Annotated in this window: 31 protein-coding genes and 1 pseudogene; 6 read left to right on the top strand and 26 right to left on the bottom strand. The window is 42.4% G+C overall.

Going from position 1 to position 24,378, the window contains the following annotated elements:
• Positions 1-251: 251 nt before the first annotated feature.
• The 3 genes from HEQ19_04250 (at position 252) to HEQ19_04240 (ending at position 2,181) form a co-directional block, all read left to right on the top strand.
• Positions 252-1,394, top strand: coding sequence for a glycosyltransferase family 4 protein (locus tag HEQ19_04250; protein ID WYL98848.1), 1,143 nt, complete (start codon positions 252-254; stop codon positions 1,392-1,394).
• 91 nt (positions 1,395-1,485) lie between these two features.
• Positions 1,486-1,887, top strand: coding sequence for a transcriptional regulator (locus HEQ19_04245; GenBank protein ID WYL98847.1), 402 nt, complete (start codon positions 1,486-1,488; stop codon positions 1,885-1,887).
• 75 nt (positions 1,888-1,962) lie between these two features.
• Positions 1,963-2,181 carry a hypothetical protein gene (locus HEQ19_04240; GenBank protein WYL98846.1) on the top strand — a complete coding sequence of 73 codons (219 nt, stop codon included), beginning with the start codon at positions 1,963-1,965 and terminating at the stop codon, positions 2,179-2,181.
• Positions 2,182-2,184: 3 nt separating this feature from the next.
• Here the strand turns inward: HEQ19_04240 and HEQ19_04235 are convergent, their stop codons facing one another.
• Entirely contained in the window at positions 2,185-2,781 is a 597-nt protein-coding gene (locus HEQ19_04235; protein WYL98845.1) for a hypothetical protein, read from the bottom strand.
• A gap of 37 nt (positions 2,782-2,818) precedes the next feature.
• Positions 2,819-3,967 (bottom strand): L-histidine N(alpha)-methyltransferase, encoded by a 1,149-nt coding sequence (locus HEQ19_04230; protein ID WYL98844.1) that lies wholly within the window; start codon positions 3,965-3,967, stop codon positions 2,819-2,821.
• A gap of 479 nt (positions 3,968-4,446) precedes the next feature.
• On the opposite strand from HEQ19_04230, the gene HEQ19_04225 reads away from it, so the two are divergent.
• The gene (locus HEQ19_04225) at positions 4,447-4,890 is read left to right on the top strand and encodes a DUF29 domain-containing protein (GenBank protein ID WYL98843.1); all 444 of its coding nucleotides are present in this window, start codon (positions 4,447-4,449) and stop codon (positions 4,888-4,890) included.
• A 91-nt stretch (positions 4,891-4,981) separates the two neighbouring features.
• On the opposite strand, the gene HEQ19_04220 is transcribed toward HEQ19_04225, so the two are convergent.
• From HEQ19_04220 to secG, 4 genes are read right to left on the bottom strand one after another with little or no spacing between them, the layout of a single operon-like run.
• The gene (locus HEQ19_04220; protein ID WYL98842.1) at positions 4,982-5,278 is read right to left on the bottom strand and encodes a type II toxin-antitoxin system RelE/ParE family toxin; all 297 of its coding nucleotides are present in this window, start codon (positions 5,276-5,278) and stop codon (positions 4,982-4,984) included.
• Positions 5,275-5,532, bottom strand: coding sequence for a type II toxin-antitoxin system ParD family antitoxin (locus tag HEQ19_04215; GenBank protein ID WYL98841.1), 258 nt, complete (start codon positions 5,530-5,532; stop codon positions 5,275-5,277). The genes HEQ19_04220 and HEQ19_04215 overlap by 4 nt, the downstream gene beginning before the upstream one ends.
• A 50-nt stretch (positions 5,533-5,582) precedes the next feature.
• Entirely contained in the window at positions 5,583-6,365 is a 783-nt protein-coding gene (locus HEQ19_04210; protein WYL98840.1) for a peptidase, read from the bottom strand.
• Positions 6,366-6,407: 42 nt separating this feature from the next.
• Complete coding sequence (secG, locus tag HEQ19_04205; protein WYL98839.1) at positions 6,408-6,641, bottom strand: preprotein translocase subunit SecG; 234 nt, start codon at positions 6,639-6,641, stop codon at positions 6,408-6,410.
• Positions 6,642-7,346: 705 nt separating this feature from the next.
• On the opposite strand from secG, the gene HEQ19_04200 reads away from it, so the two are divergent.
• Entirely contained in the window at positions 7,347-7,541 is a 195-nt protein-coding gene (locus tag HEQ19_04200; GenBank protein ID WYL98838.1) for a hypothetical protein, read from the top strand.
• Positions 7,542-7,730: 189 nt separating this feature from the next.
• Here HEQ19_04200 and HEQ19_04195 read toward each other — a convergent pair whose 3' ends face one another.
• The 8 genes and pseudogenes from HEQ19_04195 to HEQ19_04160 all read right to left on the bottom strand — a co-directional run bounded on the left by HEQ19_04195 (position 7,731) and on the right by HEQ19_04160 (position 16,696).
• Positions 7,731-8,735, bottom strand: coding sequence for a hypothetical protein (locus tag HEQ19_04195; GenBank protein ID WYL98837.1), 1,005 nt, complete (start codon positions 8,733-8,735; stop codon positions 7,731-7,733).
• A gap of 1,097 nt (positions 8,736-9,832) precedes the next feature.
• Positions 9,833-11,431 carry a 2,3-bisphosphoglycerate-independent phosphoglycerate mutase gene (gene gpmI / locus HEQ19_04190; protein ID WYL98836.1) on the bottom strand — a complete coding sequence of 533 codons (1,599 nt, stop codon included), beginning with the start codon at positions 11,429-11,431 and terminating at the stop codon, positions 9,833-9,835.
• Positions 11,432-11,796: 365 nt separating this feature from the next.
• Positions 11,797-13,491 carry an ABC-F family ATP-binding cassette domain-containing protein gene (locus HEQ19_04185; GenBank protein ID WYL98835.1) on the bottom strand — a complete coding sequence of 565 codons (1,695 nt, stop codon included), beginning with the start codon at positions 13,489-13,491 and terminating at the stop codon, positions 11,797-11,799.
• 154 nt (positions 13,492-13,645) lie between these two features.
• The gene (locus HEQ19_04180) at positions 13,646-13,891 is read right to left on the bottom strand and encodes a hypothetical protein (GenBank protein WYM03247.2); all 246 of its coding nucleotides are present in this window, start codon (positions 13,889-13,891) and stop codon (positions 13,646-13,648) included.
• 24 nt (positions 13,892-13,915) lie between these two features.
• Positions 13,916-15,430, bottom strand: a complete 1,515-nt coding sequence (locus tag HEQ19_04175; GenBank protein WYL98834.1) for a hypothetical protein — start codon at positions 15,428-15,430, stop codon at positions 13,916-13,918.
• Positions 15,431-15,453: 23 nt separating this feature from the next.
• A pseudogene (locus HEQ19_04170) lies at positions 15,454-16,017 on the bottom strand (Rpn family recombination-promoting nuclease/putative transposase).
• 78 nt (positions 16,018-16,095) lie between these two features.
• On the bottom strand, positions 16,096-16,254 hold the full coding sequence (locus tag HEQ19_04165; protein ID WZI67106.1) for a hypothetical protein: 159 nt from the start codon (positions 16,252-16,254) through the stop codon (positions 16,096-16,098).
• A 79-nt stretch (positions 16,255-16,333) separates the two neighbouring features.
• Positions 16,334-16,696, bottom strand: a complete 363-nt coding sequence (locus tag HEQ19_04160; protein ID WYL98833.1) for a helix-turn-helix transcriptional regulator — start codon at positions 16,694-16,696, stop codon at positions 16,334-16,336.
• Positions 16,697-16,927: 231 nt separating this feature from the next.
• On the opposite strand from HEQ19_04160, the gene HEQ19_04155 reads away from it, so the two are divergent.
• Positions 16,928-17,374, top strand: coding sequence for a hypothetical protein (locus tag HEQ19_04155; protein ID WYL98832.1), 447 nt, complete (start codon positions 16,928-16,930; stop codon positions 17,372-17,374).
• Positions 17,375-17,382: 8 nt separating this feature from the next.
• Here the strand turns inward: HEQ19_04155 and prfA are convergent, their stop codons facing one another.
• The 12 genes from prfA to infA all read right to left on the bottom strand — a co-directional run bounded on the left by prfA (position 17,383) and on the right by infA (position 24,179).
• A complete protein-coding gene (gene prfA, locus HEQ19_04150; GenBank protein WYL98831.1) occupies positions 17,383-18,483 on the bottom strand; it encodes a peptide chain release factor 1 in 1,101 nt (366 codons plus the stop codon).
• A 99-nt stretch (positions 18,484-18,582) separates the two neighbouring features.
• Positions 18,583-18,822: a 50S ribosomal protein L31 gene (rpmE, locus tag HEQ19_04145; GenBank protein WYL98830.1), complete on the bottom strand. Its 240-nt coding sequence runs from the start codon at positions 18,820-18,822 to the stop codon at positions 18,583-18,585.
• Between the two features lie 143 nt (positions 18,823-18,965).
• A complete protein-coding gene (locus tag HEQ19_04140; GenBank protein ID WYL98829.1) occupies positions 18,966-19,235 on the bottom strand; it encodes a hypothetical protein in 270 nt (89 codons plus the stop codon).
• A gap of 11 nt (positions 19,236-19,246) precedes the next feature.
• The gene (gene rpsI, locus HEQ19_04135; GenBank protein ID WYL98828.1) at positions 19,247-19,666 is read right to left on the bottom strand and encodes a 30S ribosomal protein S9; all 420 of its coding nucleotides are present in this window, start codon (positions 19,664-19,666) and stop codon (positions 19,247-19,249) included.
• Positions 19,666-20,121: a 50S ribosomal protein L13 gene (gene rplM / locus HEQ19_04130; protein ID WYL98827.1), complete on the bottom strand. Its 456-nt coding sequence runs from the start codon at positions 20,119-20,121 to the stop codon at positions 19,666-19,668. Before rplM ends, rpsI begins: the two co-directional genes overlap by 1 nt.
• An 80-nt stretch (positions 20,122-20,201) precedes the next feature.
• Positions 20,202-21,029, bottom strand: coding sequence for a tRNA pseudouridine(38-40) synthase TruA (gene truA, locus HEQ19_04125; GenBank protein WYM03246.1), 828 nt, complete (start codon positions 21,027-21,029; stop codon positions 20,202-20,204).
• 129 nt (positions 21,030-21,158) lie between these two features.
• A complete protein-coding gene (rplQ, locus tag HEQ19_04120; protein ID WYL98826.1) occupies positions 21,159-21,509 on the bottom strand; it encodes a 50S ribosomal protein L17 in 351 nt (116 codons plus the stop codon).
• Between the two features lie 33 nt (positions 21,510-21,542).
• Positions 21,543-22,490, bottom strand: coding sequence for a DNA-directed RNA polymerase subunit alpha (locus HEQ19_04115; protein ID WYL98825.1), 948 nt, complete (start codon positions 22,488-22,490; stop codon positions 21,543-21,545).
• A gap of 289 nt (positions 22,491-22,779) precedes the next feature.
• Entirely contained in the window at positions 22,780-23,175 is a 396-nt protein-coding gene (gene rpsK, locus HEQ19_04110) for a 30S ribosomal protein S11 (GenBank protein ID WYL98824.1), read from the bottom strand.
• Between the two features lie 51 nt (positions 23,176-23,226).
• Positions 23,227-23,607, bottom strand: a complete 381-nt coding sequence (rpsM, locus tag HEQ19_04105) for a 30S ribosomal protein S13 (protein WYL98823.1) — start codon at positions 23,605-23,607, stop codon at positions 23,227-23,229.
• A 117-nt stretch (positions 23,608-23,724) separates the two neighbouring features.
• Positions 23,725-23,838 (bottom strand): 50S ribosomal protein L36, encoded by a 114-nt coding sequence (rpmJ, locus tag HEQ19_04100; protein ID WYL98822.1) that lies wholly within the window; start codon positions 23,836-23,838, stop codon positions 23,725-23,727.
• Positions 23,839-23,954: 116 nt separating this feature from the next.
• Positions 23,955-24,179, bottom strand: coding sequence for a translation initiation factor IF-1 (gene infA, locus HEQ19_04095; GenBank protein WYL98821.1), 225 nt, complete (start codon positions 24,177-24,179; stop codon positions 23,955-23,957).
• Positions 24,180-24,378 lie beyond the last annotated feature (199 nt).

The following is a 24,378-nucleotide window of genomic DNA, read 5'->3' as shown; positions in this document are numbered from 1 at the left end:
CTGGGGATCAATCTGAGCTTTAGGTAGAATAAGTTGCAATATGGTGTTATGAATGTATAGCCATTAACAACTTATAAGTAGAATAAATAGAGCCTAAATTCCCTGGTATAATCAGCTAAAAGTTTAGCTTGTGGACTAGGGGAAGCTGGAATATATTGATAAATACAAAGCCAGTAAAACAGGATAAAAGACCAACAACAAAGGACAGAAAACTGATATATCAAACCCGCTTTTGTTTTACTAAATAAAGAATGCGTATAGCTTGGATTGGAAAAAAATCACCCTTTTGTGGTAATGTTACCTATAGTCGAGAAATTACCAATGCCCTACTAGACCGGGGACATCAAGTTAGCTTTCTCCACTTTGCCGAAGAAGAATCTGAACCTGACAACTGGCCGAATTTTCAAGAAGTTTCGCTTCCCTTTATTTATAAGTCCCAGGTTTACACAATTCCCACATTTAAAGCGACGAAAGTATTAACTGACGCGCTACGGGAAATCAAGCCAGATATAGTCCATGCTTCGTTGACTCTATCTCCCCTTGATTTTGTTTTACCAGAAATTTGTGAACAACTGAATTTGCCCCTGATAGCCACTTTTCACACACCATTTGCGGGTAAAGGGGCAAAACTGATATCGGGAACCCAACTTTTGGCTTATCAACTCTACGCGCCTTTTTTGGGTCACTACAATCGCGTGATTGTATTTTCGCAAATTCAGCGCGACTTGTTGGCGCGGATGGGTGTGCGAGAAAAAAATATCGCCGTGATTCCCAACGGGGTTGATACTTCTAAATATTCTCCTGGTGTATCTCAAGTCAAAACGGAATTTTCTTGCGAACGCTTGTTTGTTTATCAAGGTCGCATCGCTCCGGAAAAAAATATTGAACCTCTATTACGGGCTTGGAAGCAGTCGGAAATGGGGGCTGATAGTAAGTTGCTAATTGTGGGCGATGGTCCTTTGAAGCCTTCTTTACAGCCGTTTTATGGTTTGGAATCTGGGATTATTTGGTTAGGATTTATTGCTGAGGAAGAACGACGCATCGAAATATTACGGGGAGGAGATGTATTTATTTTGCCTTCATTGGTAGAAGGTTTGTCACTATCTCTATTAGAGGCAATGGCATGTGGACTGGCTTGTTTAGCCACAGATGTCGGTGCAGATGGGGAAGTGTTAGAAAAAGGTGCGGGTGTCATTCTTAGCTCCAAAACCGTGCGATCGCAATTAAAAACCCTGTTACCTTTATTCCAAGATCATCCAGAATTAACAACCGTCCTAGGGCAGAAAGCAAGAAAGCGTGTATTAGAGCGCTATACCCTCAACGATAATATTACACGCCTAGAACAACTTTATCAAGAAGTTTTAACACAGCGACCGATGCATTTAAGTCGTTGAGTTGAGATTGTGTTGTAAAAATTGTCAGACCTCATAACCCCACTTTCTTTAAGAAAGTGGGGTTTTTGATATTCATGAATAATATGGAAAAATGACCATTACTTTTAATTCAGATAAATATAAAGAGTTATTATGTCAGTATCCGCCAAAACTGATTAGAAATGAAGCTGAAAATGAACAAGCTTTAGCAATTGTCGAAGAATTAATGCATCGTTCTAACCGTAGCCCTGAAGAAGATGAACTTTATGAGTTGCTAATTATTTTAATTGAAAAGTTTGAAGAAGAATACTATTCACCTGGAAAAGGTTCTGAACCTCGCTCTATGTTACTGTTTTTGATGGAACAAAGAGATATTAAAGAGGCAGATTTAGTGGGTGTTATTGGCTCTGAAGAAGTTGTGTTGGAAGTGGTTCATGGTAAGGGAGAAATTAGCAAAGCTCAAGCTAAGACTTTGGGAGATTTTTTTCACGTTGACCCTGGTTTGTTTATTTAACTGCATTCAAAAGTGCGCTGTCTAGGACGGGCTACGCCTACGCATCAGCAACGCCTGAAATTAGGATAAATAAAAATGAAAACAGCACAAGAAAGAAAAGAAATAATCGACGCAATCAATGTACTGCTAAATCAAGCTTACGACAGTACTTTAGATGAAATTTACGCATTATTAAAGCGGATAGAATCATCAGAAGATGAGAACGATTTAAAAGCATATTATGCAGCTAAAAGTGATGTAGAAAATAATATTACTATCTCATGGGAAGACATTAAACAAGAAATTGCTGTATAACGATTAGATAGTCAAAGCTTGACTACCACCAATACCTTTGGCATATTTTGATTGCAAAACTTTTGCGATGTATTCATTCAAAGTCAATGCATCATTAAACTCTTTTGATTCCTTTAGTGCTTCATATAGTGAGCGGATCTCTATTTCTTGTGGTGAAATTTTTGTAAATGTCCGTAACTCGGTAATATCTAATCTCCGGTTGAATTCGTTGACAGTATGTCGCCATTGATGTAAAAGCGAAAACAACTCACTATCTTTTCTTTTTGCAAAGACACCAGATGCGATCGCAGTTTCATTCACTGACATAATTAATCTGGGAAACACTAACGGGCGTCCTGGCTGATGTGAGTTTGGGTTGAATCGGCTATCAGATAGAATTGACTTATTTGATATACTTTCATTGAGTAAGGCACGTAACAATTCTCTTCTGTTTTCGTAAGCTGATGCCCATCGTTCGCCAAAAATACCTGTAATTGTTGCCAATATTCCCAGGGCTGATAGTAGTGCATCAAAATCTGGTTTCTTAGTCAACCAGACGATAGCTAAAATAAATCCTAGAAGGAGAGGGAAAAACGTGACAAATGTCGCTATACTTTTCATATTTACATCTTTTGTTCTTCTGCAAATCTGATATCCACTAGTTTTTTGGTGTCCATATATTATTATCTTTGACTGGAGTTGGGGAAGATTGAGGGGCAAGCAAAATTAAATCCATACCAAATCCGTTTTTATAACGCGGTTCCCAGGGGGTGTTTAGACTATCAACAAGGAATAAGTTGCTATCTGATATGCTTTTTTTGATACTATGAGAACTATACTTGCGAGTCAGAAGCAAACGAATCGTATCTTTGTCTTCAAAATCCATAATTGAACGGTCAGGTAAAGTCACAAAAATTTTATTTCCAGTTAAATTACGATACAGAATTTTTATCAATATTGCTTTATCTCCCTCTATAGAACCTTCAAAGAACACACTATTCAAGTCAATGTGTAAATCAGTATTTTGCAGCAAAGCACTGGTAACAAACTCTGTAAAAGACCTAGTTTTTGCATACTCTTGTGCTGCCTTTTGCGCTGCTTCTTCGCTGAGGTTTTCAGTTGTCGCTACTTCTATGATTAGCTGATCATCACGTCGCATTAGTTGAGAAAGAGTTTGCAGCAATTCTGTATCTCTTTGAAAATTAGCTAATGTGTTTCCTAGCAAAGAAAACAGAATAGGACTATCATTCACAACTCGGTCAAGCAGTTTGCGTAACTCGCTGACATTTCTCTCGATTGAGAAGTCGATTTGAATTGGTAACACATGGCTACCTTTTAATTGCAGTCCTTGAGTTGCCTTTTTAACACCTAGCCTCAACATCTCTGAACTCATATCAACTGGAAAATAGAGTATATCGGGATTGGCGTTGAGCAATAAACTCAAAATCTGTTGGTCTTTTTCTCCTGTACCTACACCTAAACTGACGTAGTGATATTTTTGATTTTTTATATTATTGGAATGAATTTGATGCCATCGATATCTAAAAGATTGTATGCTCTCTTTCATCACGAGATAAAATCGATCATTGCAAGCATGATCCCACGCTATTGTTGGACCTATTCCCCAATAGGAAAAACCAGATAAAATCTCTTTTCCATCACCTGTCGTGGAAAATCCTTCTCTCAATCCCTGGGTAAGTTCTGCCAGCTTGTTCGATTGGTCTTCTCCGATAAAGCAGAGAGTCCAGCCTAAGTCCGGTTCATTGATCGAATTCTCTAGTAGTTTCGGAAAATCAAAAGCTCCCACCTTAAACCTCCTTTCTTGAGCAGTCTATTTAATTAATCTTATACAAGCGCCTATAAGCTATTACGGAAGAGTTAAGAACAAAAAGTTTTTCCCAAAAGGGCTAATACCAAAGGAAAATACAACATCTTCTAGGTATAGAAGTTGCTGTGGGAGATGTGTACATTAATCGAAAAATAGGCAAATTACCTAACATTATAGAGTATTTAGTTGAAGATTGCTAATTAACTCTCAATAAATGTATTTATTTGCTTTTTTATTCCATTTTTATGGCAATGACTCCTTCCCAGTTTCCGGCTGGGAATACCTATAGGTGGGCGACTCTGTATAAACGCCACAGCCGCTGTTTCCCGATTGCCAAGTATCAGGCATTTGTGTTATTATACAAAGTTATCAAATTACAAAAAATATCCAATCAACTTGATATATTTAGTTAACATTAAAGAATAGATTATACAAAATAAAACCTACAAAACCAACAAATGACTGCTATCATCGACATGAAAACATTATATGAATCCAATTACCTGCAATGGTTAGAGGAGACTATTACATGTCTCAAAGCTCGACAATTGGCAGACATTGACTATGAAAACTTAATAGAAGAACTGGAAGATTTGGCTAAAAACGAAAAAAGGCGAGTAAGAAGTCTGTTAGAACAGATTATTCGACACTTACTGCTTTATCAATATTGGGATTTAGAAAAGCCCAGAAATGCTAATCATTGGGCTGCAGAAATTATTGGTTTTCGTAATCAACTCAATGATGATTTAACTGCCAATTTACGCAACCATTTAGACGAGAACTTTAATCTAATTTATACTAATGCCTTAGATTATGTTAAGGCTAAAACAAAGCTAACCAATTTACCTGAATTATCTCCTTATAGCTTAGAGCAAATTTTAGATAAAAATTGGTTGCCTTAATTGTAACCTTTTAATTTTCGACTACACTCCACCCCAAATTACCTTCCATGAAGATGATAAGTAATAGACCAAGAAAATAGTTACAGTTTTATTATTCATCTACGAACAAAGATTCTAAATCTCGATAACCACTGGAAACACGAGCAACACTAATTCCGTCTTCTCTGGGATAGTAAAATATAATGTAATCATCCACAACAAAACCACGCAGGTTTGGTACAAGCTTTTCATAACTTTTCCCCATATTGGGAAAACTAGCTACTAATTTACACTTGGAGCGTATGTCATCAAAAAGCTTAGAGGCGGCTTTTGGGTTAATGCGGGCAATATATTCACAAATTTCATCCAAATCTCGAATTGCTGCCTCAGAAAGTGAATAATTATTCATTCAGAGGACTCCTCAGCAATTAGACGAATTTTTTCTTGTAATCTGGCAAATACAACTTCGCCATCAGTTACTTTTTTCTGAGCAATTTCTTCAGTTCCTACAGCAATTTTTTGTCGTAATTCTTCAAATCGCTGCTCTCTTTCTTGTAGCAGTTTAAAGGCTTCATTGATGACATCATCTGCACTAGCAAATCTACCACTTGCAAGCTGTGCCTGAATAAATTGCTCTAGTTCTGGTTTAATTTGGATGTACATATTGTCTAACTCTATATAATCAATACTGTTATCGAGGAACGTCCCAGTTTTTAATTCTCCACTACACTCCACCCCAAACTAGTTGGCTGCTCATAAACGCGCTTCAAAGTATTTACATCCCTCACAGAAATTAGCGCTGGATTGCGGACTTGGGAAAAATATAAAGCATCGGTTTGTAACGGACTATGACCCCAAATTCCCAAAGCGTGACCAAGTTCATGGCGGATAGCTGCTTGGACATACTCGCCTGTTTGACTAGGACTCAGCAAAATCGTGAAGCGGTGGAATAAAATATGATTGCTGGTGTATAACTCGTAGCGAGTTTCTGCAGAACGCGCACGGGGAGGCTTACCCTGTAACGGTGGCGCTTTGCGGATAATGGTAATATCGGCTACATCTGGCTGCTCAACTACCTGCAAAGGTAAATAAACATTCCACTCTTGCACAGCCTGTAAAACGCTATTCACCCAAGCTTGCGCCTGTTGTTCGCTAACTGCTTTCGGTGGTTCTACGTAAACGCGAACGGGAAACTGTGACCAAACTAAATAACCTACTTTGGTGGGTGTGATTTGAGCAAAGTAATCACCACTGTTGGTGCTATCTTGCCATTGCGCCAGTGTCGGGGGGAGGGGGTGGGGAGATGGGGGGAGAGGGAGAGAAATTATTTGTTTTAATCCATATTGTGGTGATTTTGTCAAGAAAGCTGGAGATGGGAGATTTGTGAAAACGACAAGCAGCCCTGTGCCAATAAATAAGGACAGGGCTGTAATTAATCGCCGTAAAACTAGATTTTTGGGAATTTTAAGTGTTGGGTGTTGGGATTTTATCCCCATACTTCGGCTCCGCTCAGTACAAGTCTCCCCTACGCTCCATTTTTATTTGGGGAGCCAACCGGCACTTAAAACCACTGTTAAACCGAGAAAAATTACTGTCAGCGCCCAAGTAACTCGGTTCAATGTGTTTTCTGCACTTTTGGTGCTGCTAAATAATTGGGCTTGTCCACCAATGGCGCCAATTCCATCACCTTTGGGGCTATGCAGCAATACTAATATAATCAAACCAAGGGCGGAAAGTGCCCAAATGCCTTGTACAAGGTTAGAAACTGTCATGGTAATAATCTCAATAGAAGGGGATTGATACTCCCCACGTCTAAAGCCGGGGGATTCTTAAAGAGTCCATAAACGAACTTTTAATGGTGCTATCAAAGACACCCTAGACGCTCATAACAACTACCACGTTTGTGCTGCAATTGCGCTTACTTTTCATTTTTTTTTCGTTTTCCGAGTCCATCACAACGCCAGTTAGGTACGCTCAACATCCTGCCATTATTTGCCCTTTAATTATTCTAAATCAAGTTGGATATGTCCGTTGCCGGGATTGCTCCGTACTAGGATGAATCAACGCGCAGATGGTTGTTCTTACTCACAATTTGCCGTTCAATTATACCACTGTGGCCCAAGCCACACAATCGTTTCACGGAAGTTAAAAGTTCCTATAGCGTTTCTCGCCCTAGTGAGGTACATCGGTAAGGGCACGGCAGTGCCGTGCCCCTACATCGCGTGATACAATTTTGTACCTCATCTGAATAGGAAGTGCTATACCGACTTATCCCCATGTCTAAAGCCAGGGGCTTGCGTCTCGCTTTTTGGTCATAATTAGATGAGATTTATTTTTAATGTATGCCCGGTTGATAGCCGGGTTTTTTGTTGTCCGCATAATTATAATACCAAGTGTACCTGGTATTAGCAATAGGTCATTGATAAAATTTACTTATGATTTGTGCTATCATTTACCCGGTAGACTTGGTAAAAACAATGGGAAATCCAAAGGCCTTTGAAGGAAAAAGAGAAGCTACGCAGTACAAAGCGGCTGGGGATGAGCCATTAGTGGCGAAGGTTGACTTAAAGCTTACAGAGACAATGAAGCAGCAACTAAAGTCAATTCCTGGTTGGCAAGGAAAACTCAGAGATGCGATCGCTGACTTGATTGAAGCTGAAAAACAAATGTGAAGAAATTATAAAGAAGTGTAAAAAGACTTACAAACACCAAGTAGGTATTGAGCCGAGATAGACGAAAAAACCTGCAAGATGACCTCAAAAGGCTTGATTTTGCGTTGTAAATAACGACTTTTTTGACTATCATGTAGCAAATTTTCAATCCCTTGCAGGATAAGGGTTAAGAGACCATCTTGCAGGAAATTACTCGGATCTCGGCTCAATACCATCATCCTCAGCACCTGTTGGTAATGCCTGTATAGGCAGTGGAAGCTTCGTAACAACAAACAGGTTCAAGATGTCGTCCCGATCCATAAACATAATTTGGCTTCGTTTTGTGGCATCGAGTTTATTACCTAACCAATTCCTGGCAGCTTTGGTAATCTCACCACCCGCGACAATAAAGGCATGATCTACCAAAACACGCTTACTTGTTTCGGGGTCAAAAATCTCATGACCAAGCATCATAGTTACCTGATTATGAATCTCCGCTACATTGGCATTTGAACCCTTGGTAGTGCCTGCTGAGTCCAATTTACCTTTTTTTACTTGAATACCAAAATAGAGAATGTGCTGGGTTGGCAAGGTATGCTTCATCCATATATCTTTGCCATACTCCAACGCTTTGTCGGTATGACCAGCAGCAGTTACACGGTGAAAACCAAGCTGCCGAAACAGGGGTAATAATATGTCCTCTATGAGCCTATCCTCAGATGCTTCATTGAGATAGGTAATAAGTTGCTCGCGCCGTTTTAGTTCCGACACTGAAAATGGGCGATGCGGATTAGGTGAAGCTGTTGCAATCGTATTGGTTGGGAGATGCCTAAGATAGCACTGCTTGTCATCTGCATAAAATGCTTCAAACCCTTCTCGATCAAGTTCTGAATTCAAGAGGGCTAATGCTCCTATTCTATTTGAATCCTCATTGCAGGCATTTCCTTGTTCCATCAAATTGCGAATGACACGCAAAAAAGTTTCTGGAGGTGTATTTGCATTTTGCTGTGGTTCAGTAAGAATTTCTTTGAGAACTGAAGAAACCCATACTTTGCGCGTTGAACCATCATGCTTATACTCAGTATCACAATCCTGAAAAAACTTAGTTATATATGAACTTGATTTATAAGGAAAGAAACTTTCTTCGGATTTAGATTCAGAATTACCACAAATCATATCAGCAATTCGATCAAGAGTACGTTGTTTAAATTTCATATCTTCTCCCTAATAGTAGATTGCGTATTGTTCCTCAGTACCATTGCCGTTGGTTTGCAGTAGGCACACCTCGTGCATTAAGTAGGTATTGAGCCGAGATAGACGAAAAAACCTGCAAGATGACCTCAAAAGGCTTGATTTTGCGTTGTAAATAACGACTTTTTTGACTATCATGTAGCAAATTTTCAATCCCTTGCAGGATAAGGGTTAAGACACCATCTTGCAGGAAATCACTCGGATCTCGGCTCAATACGTAGTACTCTGTCAAGATAAAAATGATGGACTGTAGTGCGGGCATCTTGCCCGCGTGAGCGAGACGCTCACACTACCAAAAATCCCTCAAAACAAAATTGACAGACTACTAGTAGTTTACCTAACTGTTCAGATGTTTACTTTGTGACAGATCTTAACAATGTTATTTACATTGGCAAAGCTCAAAACCTTGCTGCTAGATGGGTAAATTGATATCAATTTTGATATCGACTAGCTAATTGCGCTCTAATATCTAATATATATAGGACTAATATTTGATTTTTGAAATATACGTAGGTAGGGCTAGGGCGTGTTTTCAAAGTCTTATACAATACCACTAAAACGCTGACACATGTAGATTTCGCGTAGGGGCACGGCAATGCCGTGCCCCTACAGCTGGTATCATATCGTGTGGATTTAGGGGTATCTAAAAATTGATCCGGCTAAACAAATAGTTTGAAAACACGCCCTATGCCTTACAAAACCTTGATGTACTTGGCATTGCCTAGCCTACAGATACTGAGATTTTTTCAGAAATCAAATATGATTACTATATAGATATTACTATCAGTAGGAGTCAGCCATGACCGAAGCAAAACCGACCCGTGTAAAAAGTCGAGGACGCATTTTTCCCGAAATTCAATGGACCTCGGAACAACTTTCCCTGCCAGAGCAGGGTTTATTTTTGACGGGTCAAAAGTCAAGAGTTAGGAGTTGGGAGTGAGAAAACTTTTATTCATAACTCCTAACTCCTAACTCCTAACTCCTAACTCCTAACTCATTACTCCTAACTCCTAACTCCTAACTCCTAACTCCTAATTCCTAACTCCTAATTCCTAACTATTTTACAGGCCAATTTGGGCGGGTGTGCGGGGGCGTTGCACGTCATATTCTGCTGTTTTTAGGAGCGATCGCCCGGTCATTTCCACTGGCTGGGGTAGTTGTAAAATATCCAGAATGGTGGGGGCGATGTCGGCTAGCTTGCCATCGCTTCGCAATATGACATTTGTACCATGTCCGGGGATTTTTACTCGCTCTCCTTCCACCAAAATTAATGGGACTGGGTTGGTGGTGTGGGCTGTCCAGGGATTACCTGCTTCATCTAGCATGTATTCGGCGTTACCGTGGTCGGCGGTAATAATTGTTGTACCTCCGACTTTGGTGATGCTGGCGAGTAGGCGACCCAAACAGCGGTCAACTGTTTGTAGGGCTGTAATTGTCGGTTCTATCTGACCAGTATGCCCTACCATGTCTGGGTTGGCATAGTTAATTACAACTAGGGAGTAGGTACACTTTTCAATAGCGGCGATCGCTACGTCTGTAACGGCGGCCGCTGACATCGCTGGGGCTTGGTCGTAAGTCGCTACCATTGGACTACTGACTAATTCTCTGTCTTCCCCAACAAAAGGTTCCTCAAGACCGCCATTAAAGAAGTAGGTAACGTGGGCGTATTTTTCGGTTTCGGCGGTACGAAATTGCATAAGACCGCGATTGGCGATGACTTCCCCTAAAATATTACTCAGATTCTGCGGTTCAAAGGCTACAGCTACTGCTAAATCTGGATCGTATTGGGTAAAGGTCGCAAAGGATAGTGGTTTAATTTGTTCTCTGTCAAAGCCGTCAAATTTGGGGCTGACAAAAGCTTGAGTCAGTTGTCTGGCGCGGTCGGGGCGGAAATTGAAAAATATCACTCCATCCCCTGGTTCGATCGCGCCTGGGGCAATGCGTAATGGGACAATGAACTCGTCTGTCACCCCTTGGGTATAAGCTGCTTGCAAAACTTCTACCGCCTGACGACCGTCGATATCGCCATCTTGTGTCATCACGTCGTAGGCGCGTTTGACTCGATCCCAACGGTGATCGCGATCAAGAGCGTAGTAGCGACCGCTGAGGGTGGCTATCCGCCCAACTCCTACTTTGTCGAGATAGTCTTGCAGTTGTCCAATGGCTTTGACACCCTCGATTGGTGCGGTGTCACGTCCATCGGTGATGGCGTGGATACAAACTTCGGAAATTTGCTCTTGCTTGGCTAAGTCTACTAGTCCGAATAGATGGGTGATATGGGAATGTACTCCACCCTCAGAACAAAGCCCTACTAGATGTAGTTTGCCATTGCGATCGCGGACTTCTTGGCAAATTTTGACTAGTGCTGGGTTTTTCAGGATAGAACCGTCTTCGACTGCATCCGAGATGCGGACTAATTCTTGTGGTACTACTCGCCCAGCGCCAATGTTCAAATGACCAACTTCTGAGTTGCCCATCTGACCTTCTGGCAAACCCACAGCTTTTCCTGATGTGTGGATAAGGGTATGCGGATAAGCTGCCCATAAACTGTCCATCACTGGCGTTTTGGCAGCAGCAATAGCGTTTCCTCGCGTCTGTTCGCAGTAGCCCCATCCGTCTAAAATGACTAGCACCACAGGAGCAACAGGTGCCTTGGTCATAATGAAATAGCCCTTTACTTTTTGTAATATCCGAATGATACCACTGCTCATCACCAAAGCAAGTGCATTTCTGCTTATTAACTTCTGCTTATAACTAATTTAAATATTTTTTAGCTTTTGTTTAATTTTTCCAGCTTATTGCGAATTTTTTTTAATATTTGCCATGTGGGCATTGGGGATTGGGGGTTGCACTTCTCTGCGAGACGCTACGCGAACGGCTCCGCTCAGTGACCAGGGGTTGGGGATTGGAGATTGGGGATTCTTGCCATATACCCTATACCCTATACCCTATACTCCATGCCCCATGCCCCATGCCCCATGCCCCATGCCCCATGCCCTATGCCCCATTCCCTTCGTGGAGTTTTTTATTTGTGTTTGGTAGCGGTTTTGGCGGCTTTAGCAGCTTTTTTAGCTGCTTTTTCTGCCTCTATTGCTGCTAACTTTGCCTGTTCTTTTTCTTCGGCAATTTTATCGAGATAGTAATGATAATTCCCTAAATAAATGCGGAATTCACCGTCACGAATTTCCACGATTTTGTTAGCTACCTGTGAGATAAAATAACGGTCGTGGGAAACTACAATTGCTGTCCCATCGTAGTTTTGCAATGATTCTTCCAGCATTTCTTTGGCGGGAATATCTAGGTGGTTTGTCGGCTCATCTAGAATCAATAGGTTTGCTGGACGTAAGAGCATTTTTGCTAAAGCCAGACGGGCTTTTTCTCCCCCACTCAAGGCGATAACCTTTTTAAAGACTGTATCACCAGTGAATAAAAAGCTACCCAAAAGCGTGCGGACTTCTTCGTTTTTCCAGTCGGGAACTTCATCATGGATAGTTTCCATGACGGTTTTTTGCAAGTCCAAAGCTTCCGCCTGATTTTGTTCAAAGTAACCAGGGATAACGTTGTGTTCGCCTAAACTGACATGGCCTTCTGTGGGGATTTCTTTACCCATAATTAGCCGCAATAGCGTAGATTTACCGGCACCGTTGGGCGCAATAAACGCAATGCGATCGCCTCTTTCAATTAAAAGATTGGCTGATAAAAACAAGATTTTATCATCATATGTGTGAGTTAAATCTTTAATTTTTATTACTTCTCGACCGCTGCGGGGTGCTGGGGGAAAGCGGAAATGCAGGGTTCTGACGCCAGCGATGGGTGCTTCGATGCGTTCAATTTTGTCTAGTTGTTTTTCGCGGCTTTTCGCTTGGGTGCTGCGGGTAGCACTGGCGCGGAATTTGTCTACAAACGCTTGCTGTTTCTCTAGTTCTTTTTGCTGGCGTTCGTAAGCATTCAGTTGGGCTGATTGATTTTCGGCTTTTTGCAGGAGGTAGGCTGAGTAATTACCGAGGTAGCTACTGGAAACACCGCGTTCGGTTTCGACAATTTGGTTACAGAGGCGGTCTAGGAACTCCCGGTCATGGGAGACTATCACCATTGGGGTAATCAATCCTCGCAGGTAATTTTCTAACCACTCGATGGTTTCTAAGTCCAGGTGGTTCGTAGGTTCGTCCAGCAGTAATAAATCAGGTTTTTGTAAGAGAATTTTACCCAAACTCATCCGCATCTGCCAACCACCAGAGAAAGCACTGACGAGGCGATCGCCATCTTCTGGGTCAAACCCCATTTCTGGTAAAATCTTACCGATGCGTGCGTCTAAGCCGTAACCATCCAAGGCTTCAAATTGGCGCTGCAAACGATCCATTTTGTTGATTAGCTGATCCAGTTCCTCTGGGTTAGCCGTTTCCATGTCTCGCGTCACCTGGGTCAGCGATAGCTGTACTTGGTTGGCTTCTTTGAAAACAGTCCAGAATTCTTCTCTGACGGTGCGGGTGGGGTCTACTTCAAACTCTTGATTGAGATAGGCTATATGTAAGCTTGCAGGACGGATAATTTCACCGGCGGTAGGTTCAATTTCTCCAGAGATGATTTTCAGTTGGGTAGATTTACCAGCACCGTTCACACCGACTAAGCCAATGCGATCGCCTGGTTTGACTTCCCAGTTGATATCTTTAAGAACTTCGCCTGTAGGATAAATTTTACTAATATGTTCTAGTCGTAGCATCCAGTTTCTCTTGGGGTAGGGAGTGGGTGGTTGGGTAAGAAGTACTAACGCCGAGTCCAATCTTAACAAAATTTAACTCAAAATTTCTATTGGGAAGTTCTTGGAGGACACATTATTGAAGATTTTGGCTTACTTAGTCCAAAATTTGGCAATATCACGCTGAAAACTGATTTTCTGCGGCTTGCCTGACTTGCTCTATACTCAAATCCAGCGCCTGTGCTATTTGTTCTAGGGTTAACCCTGCAGCTAACATTGGTAGTACTGCTTTTAACTTACCTCTAAGTTCTCCTTCTTCTAGAGCTTCCTGATAAACTCGTATTTTCTTTAACTCACTTAATCCAAACATTGCTTCTATCTCCTCCGCTTCTAAAAATCTAGGAAAACCTAGACATAAGCCCACGGTGTAACTTTACGTCAAGATGTTTTAACGCTTACGCTTGACACACGCTCGGCTAACACCTGTATTACTACTAGATACCTGCTCAACGTGTGTCTTAACCAAAACACTCCAGTTAGGAACGTTGTAATAGTCATGTCTAGACTTGACATCAACGCCTTGACGAATTACGTTATTTAGTTTTGACCAACTGCTCCACATGTGTTTTCTAGACCTCACATCTAGATAAGCTTGCGTGGATGCAGGTAATCTTTCTGATAAGTTCATACCACGTCTGGCAATGACTAACGCTGCTGCAATGTCACTACTGAGACCATACATTCTTGAGTATTTTACCAACCCAATTAAACTTGTGTAGGCTGGGTTTCTCTTGTAAATAGTTATACCTCTGTTTGAGAATATCGATTCTAATAGTCGATATAATTTACTATAAGCAAAACCAGAAAGCATTCTGGCATATTTTCTACCTTTCTCCCTCAAAGTCTGTTTTTTAGTGGTAAAATCTAGTTCTTCACAGACTACTGGACAGGCGTATTTACTAGCAAGAACCGCTAATTCAAGACAAGCATTCACTAACTGCTGCTCGTGAGAATTACTTGACAGTCCTGTTAACAGCGGGATAGTACCACTATCTTGTAGATTACCTTGATAATCTACATAAGCCCATCCGATAGATTTAGGGTTAATGTCAATCCCAATCGCTCCATACTGGATAGGTCTACTGATTTTTTCAACAGTTGTAGGTGTGAACTGAACAGCAACGACCCATCTACTATTTTTTCTATAGAAGTGCCATGTCTTTGCTCCATCGGATGGTAACCTATTTATATTTCTGTCAAAACTACCTAATGTAGTTTCGATATTCAAGCCAAACTTGTATTCCAGAAAATACGGTACTCTAAAAGTTAGTTTTGAACCATCGTACTGGCAGACTTGATTGCCAAAAGATTCATCTTTAGAACCTACGATAAAAATTTCGTTATTTGATAATTTTACTTTTATAGTCGCTGACTTTAAATGATGTATTTTTTTCTCTAACTGGTAGACATATCTTTTTTTATTATGGATCTGTGCTTTTAACCTATGCCAGTTAGAACGACCTGTCTCTAAATCACAAGCAAGCGGTAACTTACAACCAGATTTAGAGCTTTGCCAGTTCTTTTTACTATAAAACTTCTGACTATTTTTTCGCAATTTTTCGGAATTTTTTATCCAGAGTAACGCTGATTTTAATTTACCCTCAAGCTGCTTTATATGATTTTTTCTGCACAGAACAGCAGAATCTACTTTGGCTTTAGCTAAAGCTATTATACCGTTTACTTGTCTTTTATTTAGATTGAATTCACCCTGGATTTGACTGTTGACCTTACTCTTAATTTTCTCAAAATTCTGCGAGGACAGTATTATGTCAACTACCTTACTAGTAGCTTTTTTAAAGACAGGGGCAAACTCATTGAGAAACATCTCAAATTGAGTAAAACCAAGACTATTCATTTCTACTATTGGTGTGGGTAATCCTTTAACGTAAGTTATCGTTGACATGGTAAAATCTTATATAAACTCTGTTTGTAAACTAAGATAGTCTCTATTAATTGTAATATTTGCTGCTGTTGCAATTGGGAATTGATTTGTTGTTTGGTTCTGTCGATCAACTTCCTTGCTTGGACAATCGCGCTATCTTCACTTTCAATTACTAATTTAACTGTTGCAATCCCAATTGGAACAGATGCTGCTTCACCTAATTCATCCAGATAAATGCGTCTGACTCTTTGACTTGCAAAGAACTCACGGTAATGTTTGATATCTCCTGTATCTAGACTGCGAGTAGGGTATACAACCACAGCACCCCAGTCATTTGCTGGTTTGTTTTGACGGAGGTATAGAGATACTTCTGCAATTAGTCGCGAGTAAATTTCGCTATCTGGTTGAAATTGCACTTCAGCAAAGTAAATCGGGTTTTCGTCTCCTTGTGTCGGGAGAAATACACCATCGATTCTGAATGCTGTTTGTTTGATTTCCACAGATGCAAATTGGTAAACATTGGCTACTTCAGGTGAATTACCAATCAGTTCAAAGAAGATGCTGGGAAATTCTTGGAATAGGCGATAAAAAATGCTGTCGGTTTTCACGAGTCAGTTAGGGTTGAGTTTGAAACGCAGAGGGACGCTGAGTTAAGCGCAAAGGTACGCTGAGGTTTATTTGAGTATTTATTTTGGTGTCCAAGGTCCAATAATATGGATACCTTGTTTTTCTTTTTCTACTAAGTCTAAATTTAATTGCAGCAGTTTCTCTAAAATGTCTTCGTGAGGATGAAAGTTATAGGCTTCCATCGCTAGTTTATCTAATTGTTCATGCAGTTTTCCCATGTTATCCATTGTGGGAGAAAACCTACCTAAATATCCTCAAATAGGTAGGGCGATCGCTCCCTACCTACCAGACAAATATTCAACTCGCTTTTACTTCATCTTCTGACGACTCAGCAGCTGCAGCAAATCTATCCATAACTGCTCTACCAATAATCGCCAATTCATTCAAGGGCATAGATTTGATTTGTCTCAGAATCAGGCTTAAATCGGTAGCTTCTGCTATTGGCTTACCGTCCAAACAGCTAAGTAGCTCTTCCATTGTGTAGCCTGCTCTCGATGCGATTTGAGCCAAATTCTCCGTATCGGGCACTTTGACGCCTTTTTCCCACATCTGAACAGCAGTAGCAGAAACGCCTAAAACTTTACCGAATGCCCTCTGGCTCATTGAACCACGGGCTAATTTAATGATTTCAATCAGTTTTTGTCTGCTTTCAATGTTCACTGCTTGTTTATTTAGCCAACTGTGTTTACAAGTTTTAGTTGCAATATTACAAGTTTACTTTTAGATTGACAGTTTTGTCTTTAAGCGGTAAACTATATCTTATGTTGCAGTTAGGCAACTTTAGTGATAAAAATTATACCTGAGCAATATTATATATATTAAGGTATTAAGGGCGGAAAACTGGATTTGTTAAGGCTGCAAAGCCAAAGAGTTTGACATCAAGGGTGCATCATGTTTCGCAAGTCACGCAAAAGTAACCAATATCGCCGCCAAGGCAAAAACCTGATCAGCGCTAATAAAATTAAACCAGATCAGTGGCACATTTCCCACGCCGAAGCCAAAGAAGCTCTCAAGGCCAAAGGCTACCAGGTTCAGCAAATTAAGAAAATCCACTGTCTCAAGCATCAGGTCTGTATTTCCTACTGGGATACAAAAGGCAACATTTGCAGCAGCTTTTTCAGCTACCGCATTTTTGCCCGTTGGCAACAGGAAGTAGAAAAGTTAATTTATAACTGCCAAACCCTCCAAGATTGGACGAAGTTAAATCACATCATGCGGTATGAATTTGCTTATTACAATTATCTCAGAGAAATGGAAGATGCACTCCATATAGCATTAGAAAACCGCCTGTGTGTCTTAAATGCAACATCCAGACAAGCGGTTTTCTCGGTTGCTTAACAGCGAGATTAGTTGGTAGCACCAGAAGCAGCGAGTTCTGCTAACCGTTCCTGTTGGTCTTGGGAGATACAAGATTGGATAACTGTCTCTAAATCGCCTTCTAATACAGGATTAAGGGAATAGTTCTGACCTAGACGGTGGTCAGTCACCCGGTTATCTTTATAATTATAGGTGCGAATTTTTTCTGAGCGCGATCCTGTACCCACTTGCGATCGCCGCATCGAAGTTACAGCTTCTTGTTGTTCACGCAACTTGATTTCGTACAGTTTCGCCCGCAAAATTTGCATCGCCCGTTCTTTGTTCTGTAACTGGCTGCGTTCTTCTGTACAGAAAATGCGGATACCTGTAGGCTTGTGCATCAAGTCAACAGCAGTTTCCACCTTGTTGACGTTTTGACCACCAGCACCCCCAGAACGAGCCGTAGTCATTTCAATATCCTTGGGATCAATGTGGATTTCCACGTCATCCACCTCTGGCATGATTGCTATTGTAGCTGTCGAGGTGTGAACCCGTCCCCCAGCTTCAGTAGCCGGTACGCGCTGTACGCGATGCACTCCAGCTTCAAACTTCAGCTTGCTGTAAACGCTGTCACCTTGAATTTCCAGAATCACCTCTTTGAAGCCGCCCATTTCACCCAGAGATTCACTGACTAGCTTCACTCTCCAACCCTGAACATCAGCATAGCGGGAATACATCCGCAGCAAATCGCCAGCCCAGATACTCGCCTCATCACCGCCAGTACCAGCGCGAATTTCCAACATAATGTTTTTATCATCATTGGGATCGCGGGGTAGCAGTAAAACCTTCAAGCGAGTTTCTAAGTAATCCAGCTTCTGCTCTAGTTCCTCGACTTCCAGGGCTGCTATTTCTTGCAACTCAGGATCGCTATTTGCTTCTTTGAGTACCTGACGCGCCCCTACCAATTCTTCCTGGGCTATTTTCCAAGTTTCATAGGTATTGACTACCTCTTCAAAAGAAGAACGAGCCTTGGCGATTGTTTGATACTCATCGGGGTTTTTAGCAGTATCAGGGTCAGCCAGGCGACGAGTCAATTCATTAAAGGTTTGTTCAACAGATTTAAGTTTCTCCAGCAGGTATGTTTCAGCCATAATGAGTGCAACGCTCCTTAAAATAACAAATTGGCTCAAGCATTACATGACAATCGACCCAGCAGATGCAGGGCCGTCGTTAACAGCAGAGCCAACCCGCTACCTTTTCTTTTTACCGCCAGTAGGTTGCTCGCCAGACATACCGTATTTGCGGAGGAAGCGTTCAACTCGACCCTCAGTGTCAATAATCTTCTGAGTGCCAGTATAGAATGGGTGATTTCCAGACCAAACATCTACGTGCAATTCTGGCTTGGTGGAGCCTACAGTCATCACAACTTGACCGTTGCAGTACACTTTAGCTTCTGGATACCACTTGGGATGGATATCAGGTTTTGCCATTGTTTTTTTCGTGGTGAATCTATGAAAAATTATAACTTTCAGTTGCCGATCCAAAAAAGCTAACAAATGCTAACAAATGTCCGCTTTTTCTTCCTGCAACGACTAGGAAGTGTCGGCACTATCCAGTCCACAGGCTAACACGGTCAATCTGACCGCTTCTTTGTTTCTTGTTCAGAAGTCGAAGTTTCTTGTTCAGAAGTCGAAGTTTCTTGTTCGGAAGTCAAAGTTTTGAGTTCGGAAGTCGAAGTTTTGAGTTCGGAAGTCGAAGTTTTGAGTTCGGAAGCTAAAACTTCTCCCCCAATCCCCAATTCCCAATTCCCAATCCCCAATTCCCAATCCCCAATCCCCAATTCCCAATTCCCAATCCCCAATTCCCAATCCCCAATTCCCAATCCCCAATCCCCAATTCCCAATCCCCAATCGCTTATCTTTTCGAGTACTGAGGAGCTTTGCGGGCTTTGTGTAAACCGTACTTTTTCCGTTCTTTGGCGCGAGGATCGCGAGTTAGGTAGCCTTCGGTTTTCAAAGGTGGACGGTTATCTGGGTCTAGTTGACACAAGGCGCGGGCGACTCCCAGACGAATAGAATCAGCCTGACCGGTCAAGCCACCGCCTTCAGCTTTTACCAAAATGTCGTATTCGTTTTCTAGTCCCAGAGTTTCTAGAGGACCTCTGATTACTCCGAGGTAGTTGGCGTTGAATTGGAAGTACAATTCTCCGTCCTTATCATTGACAATTAGCTTACCTTCACCTGGAACCAGGCGTACCCGTGCAACTGCGGACTTGCGACGACCAGTCCCCCAGTAAACAGCGCGCCCGCTATTGCTTTCTACTACTGCTACCATTAGCTTTCTGCTCCCGGAATTGTATTAATGTTGAGTTCTTTGGGTTTTTGAGCTTCGTGGGGATGGGTAGGACCTGCGTAGACTTTCAGCTTAGTAAACAATTGCCTACCCAGGCTATTTTTAGGTAGCATCCCTTTGATAGCCTGTTCTAAAATCCTTTCTGGTACGCGATCTAACAGCTTGCTGAAGGTTTCTGTTTTCATCCCACCGGGACGCCCAGAATGGCGACGGTAGAGTTTTTGGGTACGTTTTTTGCCTGTGACTGCCACTTTCTCGGCATTGATGACAATCACGAAGTCACCGGTATCGAGGTGTGGAGTATATTCTGCCTTATTTTTGCCTCGCAGGATCATGGCGATTTCGCTGGCGAGGCGACCGAGGCGTTTGTCGGTGGCGTCTACTATGTACCACTCACGCTCAAGGGATTCTTGAGGAGGAACGTATGTTTTGTTCATTAGTTATTTTGTCCTTTGTTATTTGTCCTTTGTCCTTTGTCATTAGTGATTTGTCCAAAGTCTTTACTAATGACCAATGACTATTGACTAATGTGGAACTTTGGTAGGGTGTCGTACCAAATCTCTCTAGGAAAGGGAAATTCTGGATAGCCGACTCGCAATAAGCATAAGCCTTGGGGAGGTGCGGCGTGTTTGACTTCTTCCCGGCGTTGTTCTTTCCAGAGTTCTGTAAAGCTAGCCAAAGGGCGCTGTCCTGAACCTACTTGTACCAACATCCCTACCAAGAGTCGCACCATGCCATACAAAAATCCATCTGCTTGAATTTCAATATGGATGAATGGCCCACTGCGATAACACTCTGCTGCTTGCACTTGAACCCAAGAATGCGATCGCTTTGAGCCGGCGCGATGAAAAGCAGCTAAATCATGCAATCCCTGCAGAGGTGTCAAGGCAGCTTGGATTAAGGATTCATCCAGGGGTGCATAATAATAATGCCAACTGAAGGGTATAACGAACAAGTTCGGTTTATCTTCAGTGTAGAGTGTATAACGATACCGTCGATAGGCGGCGCTAAAGCGAGCGTGCCAACGGTCACTAACACCAGCCGAAGCCCTGATTAATATATCTTTGGGGAGATAGCTATTAAGAATCGTTGCCCATTTATCAGATGGAATTAAACCCGTGGCTTCAAAATGGGCTACTTGAGCAGCGGCGTGAACTCCGGCATCGGTACGCCCGGCACCGTGTAGTGTCACATGATACCCAAGGTTTTTGGCGATCGCTATTTCTATCTCTTCTTGGACTGTCCGCTGGTGTTTTTGCCTTTGCCAGCCATGAAAACCAGTACCCTGGTATTGAATTACCAGGGCTACTCTGTGAGTTTCCGTAGACTGGTGGCTTTCTATCATAGAGATTTGCCCTTTGTCATTTGTCCTTTGTCCTTTGTCATTTGTCCTTTGTCCTTTGTCCTTTGTCATTTACTAATGACCAATAACTAATGACCAATGACCAATGACTAATGACCAATGACCCTTGACTTAAACCAATTCAATTATGGCCATTTCAGCATGATCACCGCGACGCGGTACGGTATGCAGGATGCGAGTATAACCCCCTTGGCGATTAGCATACCGAGTGGGAGCTTGCTCAAACAATGCATGAACGAGGGTTTTGTCATAGATGTAGCCTAAAGCTTCTCGGCGTGCTGCTAAGGAGCCATTTTTGGCTAGGGTAATCATTTTTTCCACTTCACTGCGCAATACTTTTGCTCTGATTAAAGTGGTGGTGATCCGGCCATGACGGATCACCTCGGTGGTGAGTGCGCGTAACAAAGCGCGACGCTGGTCAGTTGGTTTACTGAGTTTTTTGATCCGATTACGGTGACGCATAATGATGGACTATGAATTACAAACGGTTTTGGCTTAACTGTGTTTCGAGCTTCTTTCTTGGGGTAGGGTAATGCCTAAGCGGCGCTGTAAAGCTTCTACTACCTCTTCAGCCGACTTCTGACCAAAGTTTTTAATTTCTAACAGGTCTTCTTGGGTGTAATCCAACAAGTCGGCGACAGAGTTAACTTGTGCCCGCTTGAGACAGTTATAAGCCCGTACAGAAAGTTGTAATTCTTCGATGGGAATTTGGGCGGTGGGGTCGTCGGGAAGATCCGAGCCGAGATCTGTTGGTTCTAGGGAGATATCTTTCAAGGGGTTGAATAAATCTACCAGAATTCCTGCCGCCGAGGATAGTGCTTCTTGGGGTGAGATGCTACCATTTGTCCAAACTTCTAACAATAGTCTGTCTTTGGTGATGGAGCCATCCCCACGGGCTTCCTCGACGCTATAGTTAACTTTTCTCACCGGCATAAATACGGAGTCGATTTGCAGAAAGTCCAATGATGTGGCTTCCTCGCGTCCTCGCTCTACCGTGCGATACCCTTTACCTTTCTCAATCCGAAATTCCATTTCCAGTTTGCCGCCCTCTGCTAGGGTGGCTACATACTGGGTGGGATCGATGATTTCTACTTCACTTGGTAAATCAAAGTGTGCTGCTGTGACGGTCGAAGGTCCATTAACGAGTAATCGACCTATTTGGGGTTGGGAGGAATAGCTTTTGAGGATGACTTCCTTCATTTTCATGAGGATTTCTAGCACATCTTCCCGCACACCTGGAACTGTGGCAAATTCGTGGGAAACGCCGGCAATTCTTACTGCTGTTACGGCTGTCCCTTCGAGATTGGACAATAAAACCCGCCGCAAAGCGTTACCCACTGTTGTTCCTTGACCGCGTTCCAGAGGTTCTAGGACAAATTTACTGTAATGACTCCGACTTTCCTCGGTATTAGACTCTACACATTCAATCTGAAACTGCGCCACGGAGTAGCCTCCCTTGCTTTAAGGTGCTGCTAGCAGGCAAATCAATGCCTCCCTAATTTACTTAATGCGCTGAGAGCTTCATTGAGGTCAATCTAACTGCCAAGATGCAACGTTGGTAAAGTTGGATGCCCCTATTTAGCCCACAGGCGCTGATAATATTTTGTTTTGGTTTTGGTTTTGGTTTTCTTTGGGGTTGTGGGAAGTTTACCGGTCTTCCCCCGTAAGCTAAAGCTGATACCCAAGAGGGGCTGCTGTAGCTAAAACTTCTGACCCTGTCCCCGAATTTTGTTTAAACTCGGCGGCGCTTGGGCGGACGACAACCATTGTGAGGAATTGGGGTAATATCCCTAATCAGTGTAATTTCTAGTCCTGCCCCTTGGAGTGCCCGAATGGCAGTTTCTCTACCAGCTCCAGGTCCACTGACCATGACCTCAATTTGGCGCATACCTTGGTCGATAGCTCGACGGGCGGCGCTTTCAGCAGCGGTTTGAGCTGCAAAGGGGGTTCCCTTTTTTGCCCCTTTAAAACCGCTAGAACCGGCACTAGCCCAAGAGATGACATCGCCGTTTTGATCGGTAATGGTGACAATGCTATTGTTGAAAGTAGACTGGATGTAAGCCAGTCCGTTAGGTACGTTTCGTTTTTGCTTTTTGCTGCCGGTCTTTTTAGTTGGTTGTCTGGCCATATTTGTGTAGTGATTTTAGGGTAGAACTTGCTCAGTGCAAGCAAAGAGTGTTTATTTACCTGGGGCTTTCTTCTTCCCAGCCACTGTCTGCCTTCTACCGCGCCGGGTTCTGGCATTAGTGCGAGTTCTTTGTCCTCTGACTGGTAAGCCCATGCGATGACGACGACCCCTGTAGGTGCCAATGTCAATCAATCGCTTGATGTTCATTGCTTCCCAGCGCCGCAAGTCGCCTTCAACTTCATAGTTGGTTTCTATTTCGCCGCGTAGGGCTGCGACATCGGCATCACTTAAGTCTTTAACTCTGGTGTCTGGGTTGACACCTGTAGTCGCTAAAATGTCTTGCGACCGAGATAACCCAATTCCGTAGATGTATGTTAGACCAATCTCAACGCGCTTATCGCGTGGCAGGTCTACTCCGGCAATACGTGCCACAATGAATCTCTCCCTCTTGTGCTGGCAATTGGTGTTGACAAAATGCGATTAATCGCATTTCTTTAGATTGTGTATGGTGTGTGTTTGTGTCGCACTACACTAGGTTTGGTCAGAGTGCTATCCTTGACGTTGTTTGTGCTTGGGGTTAACACAAATCACCATGACGCGACCACGACGTTTGATCACGTTACACTTTTCACAGATTTTTTTGACTGATGCTCGGACTTTCATACCTTCGGCACTTGACTCCAAATAGTGAATTATAGCATTTCCAGGGAAAATAGTCAGTTAAAATGACTAGGGAACACCCAAAAAAGTTATTTTGTGGTAAAATTCTCTACATAAGCTTACTTCTTTCGCAATCGATAGGTAATTCTACCCTTTGTCAGGTCGTAGGGGGTTAACTCAACTTTGACGCGATCGCCAGGTAAAATCTTAATGTAGTTGCGGCGAATTTTACCAGAAATGTGTGCTAGGACGTTAAAGCCATTATCCAAGTCAACGCGAAACATCGCATTGGGTAATGACTCTGTTACCGTACCTTCCATCTCAATCAAATCTTGCTTAGACAATTTATTTTTTCCTCAACTCAACAATCTCCAATTCTTTTGCAGTACCTTCACCTGCAAGAGAACACATTTTACAAAAAATATCAACAGGTTATTAATATATCTTAGCGAAAATTTTGATTCATTCTCTCTAGAGGGAGAGTGGGGAAAGCGTTAGGAGTTAGGAGTTAGGAGTTAGGAGTTAGGAGTTAGGAGTTGAATA

It is taken from the genome of Gloeotrichia echinulata CP02, assembly GCA_038087035.1.
In the GTDB taxonomy this organism is placed as follows: Bacteria; Cyanobacteriota; Cyanobacteriia; order Cyanobacteriales; family Nostocaceae; genus Gloeotrichia; species Gloeotrichia echinulata.
Note: the sequence above shows the minus strand (reverse complement) of the source record. Positions and strands in the feature narration are given on the sequence as shown.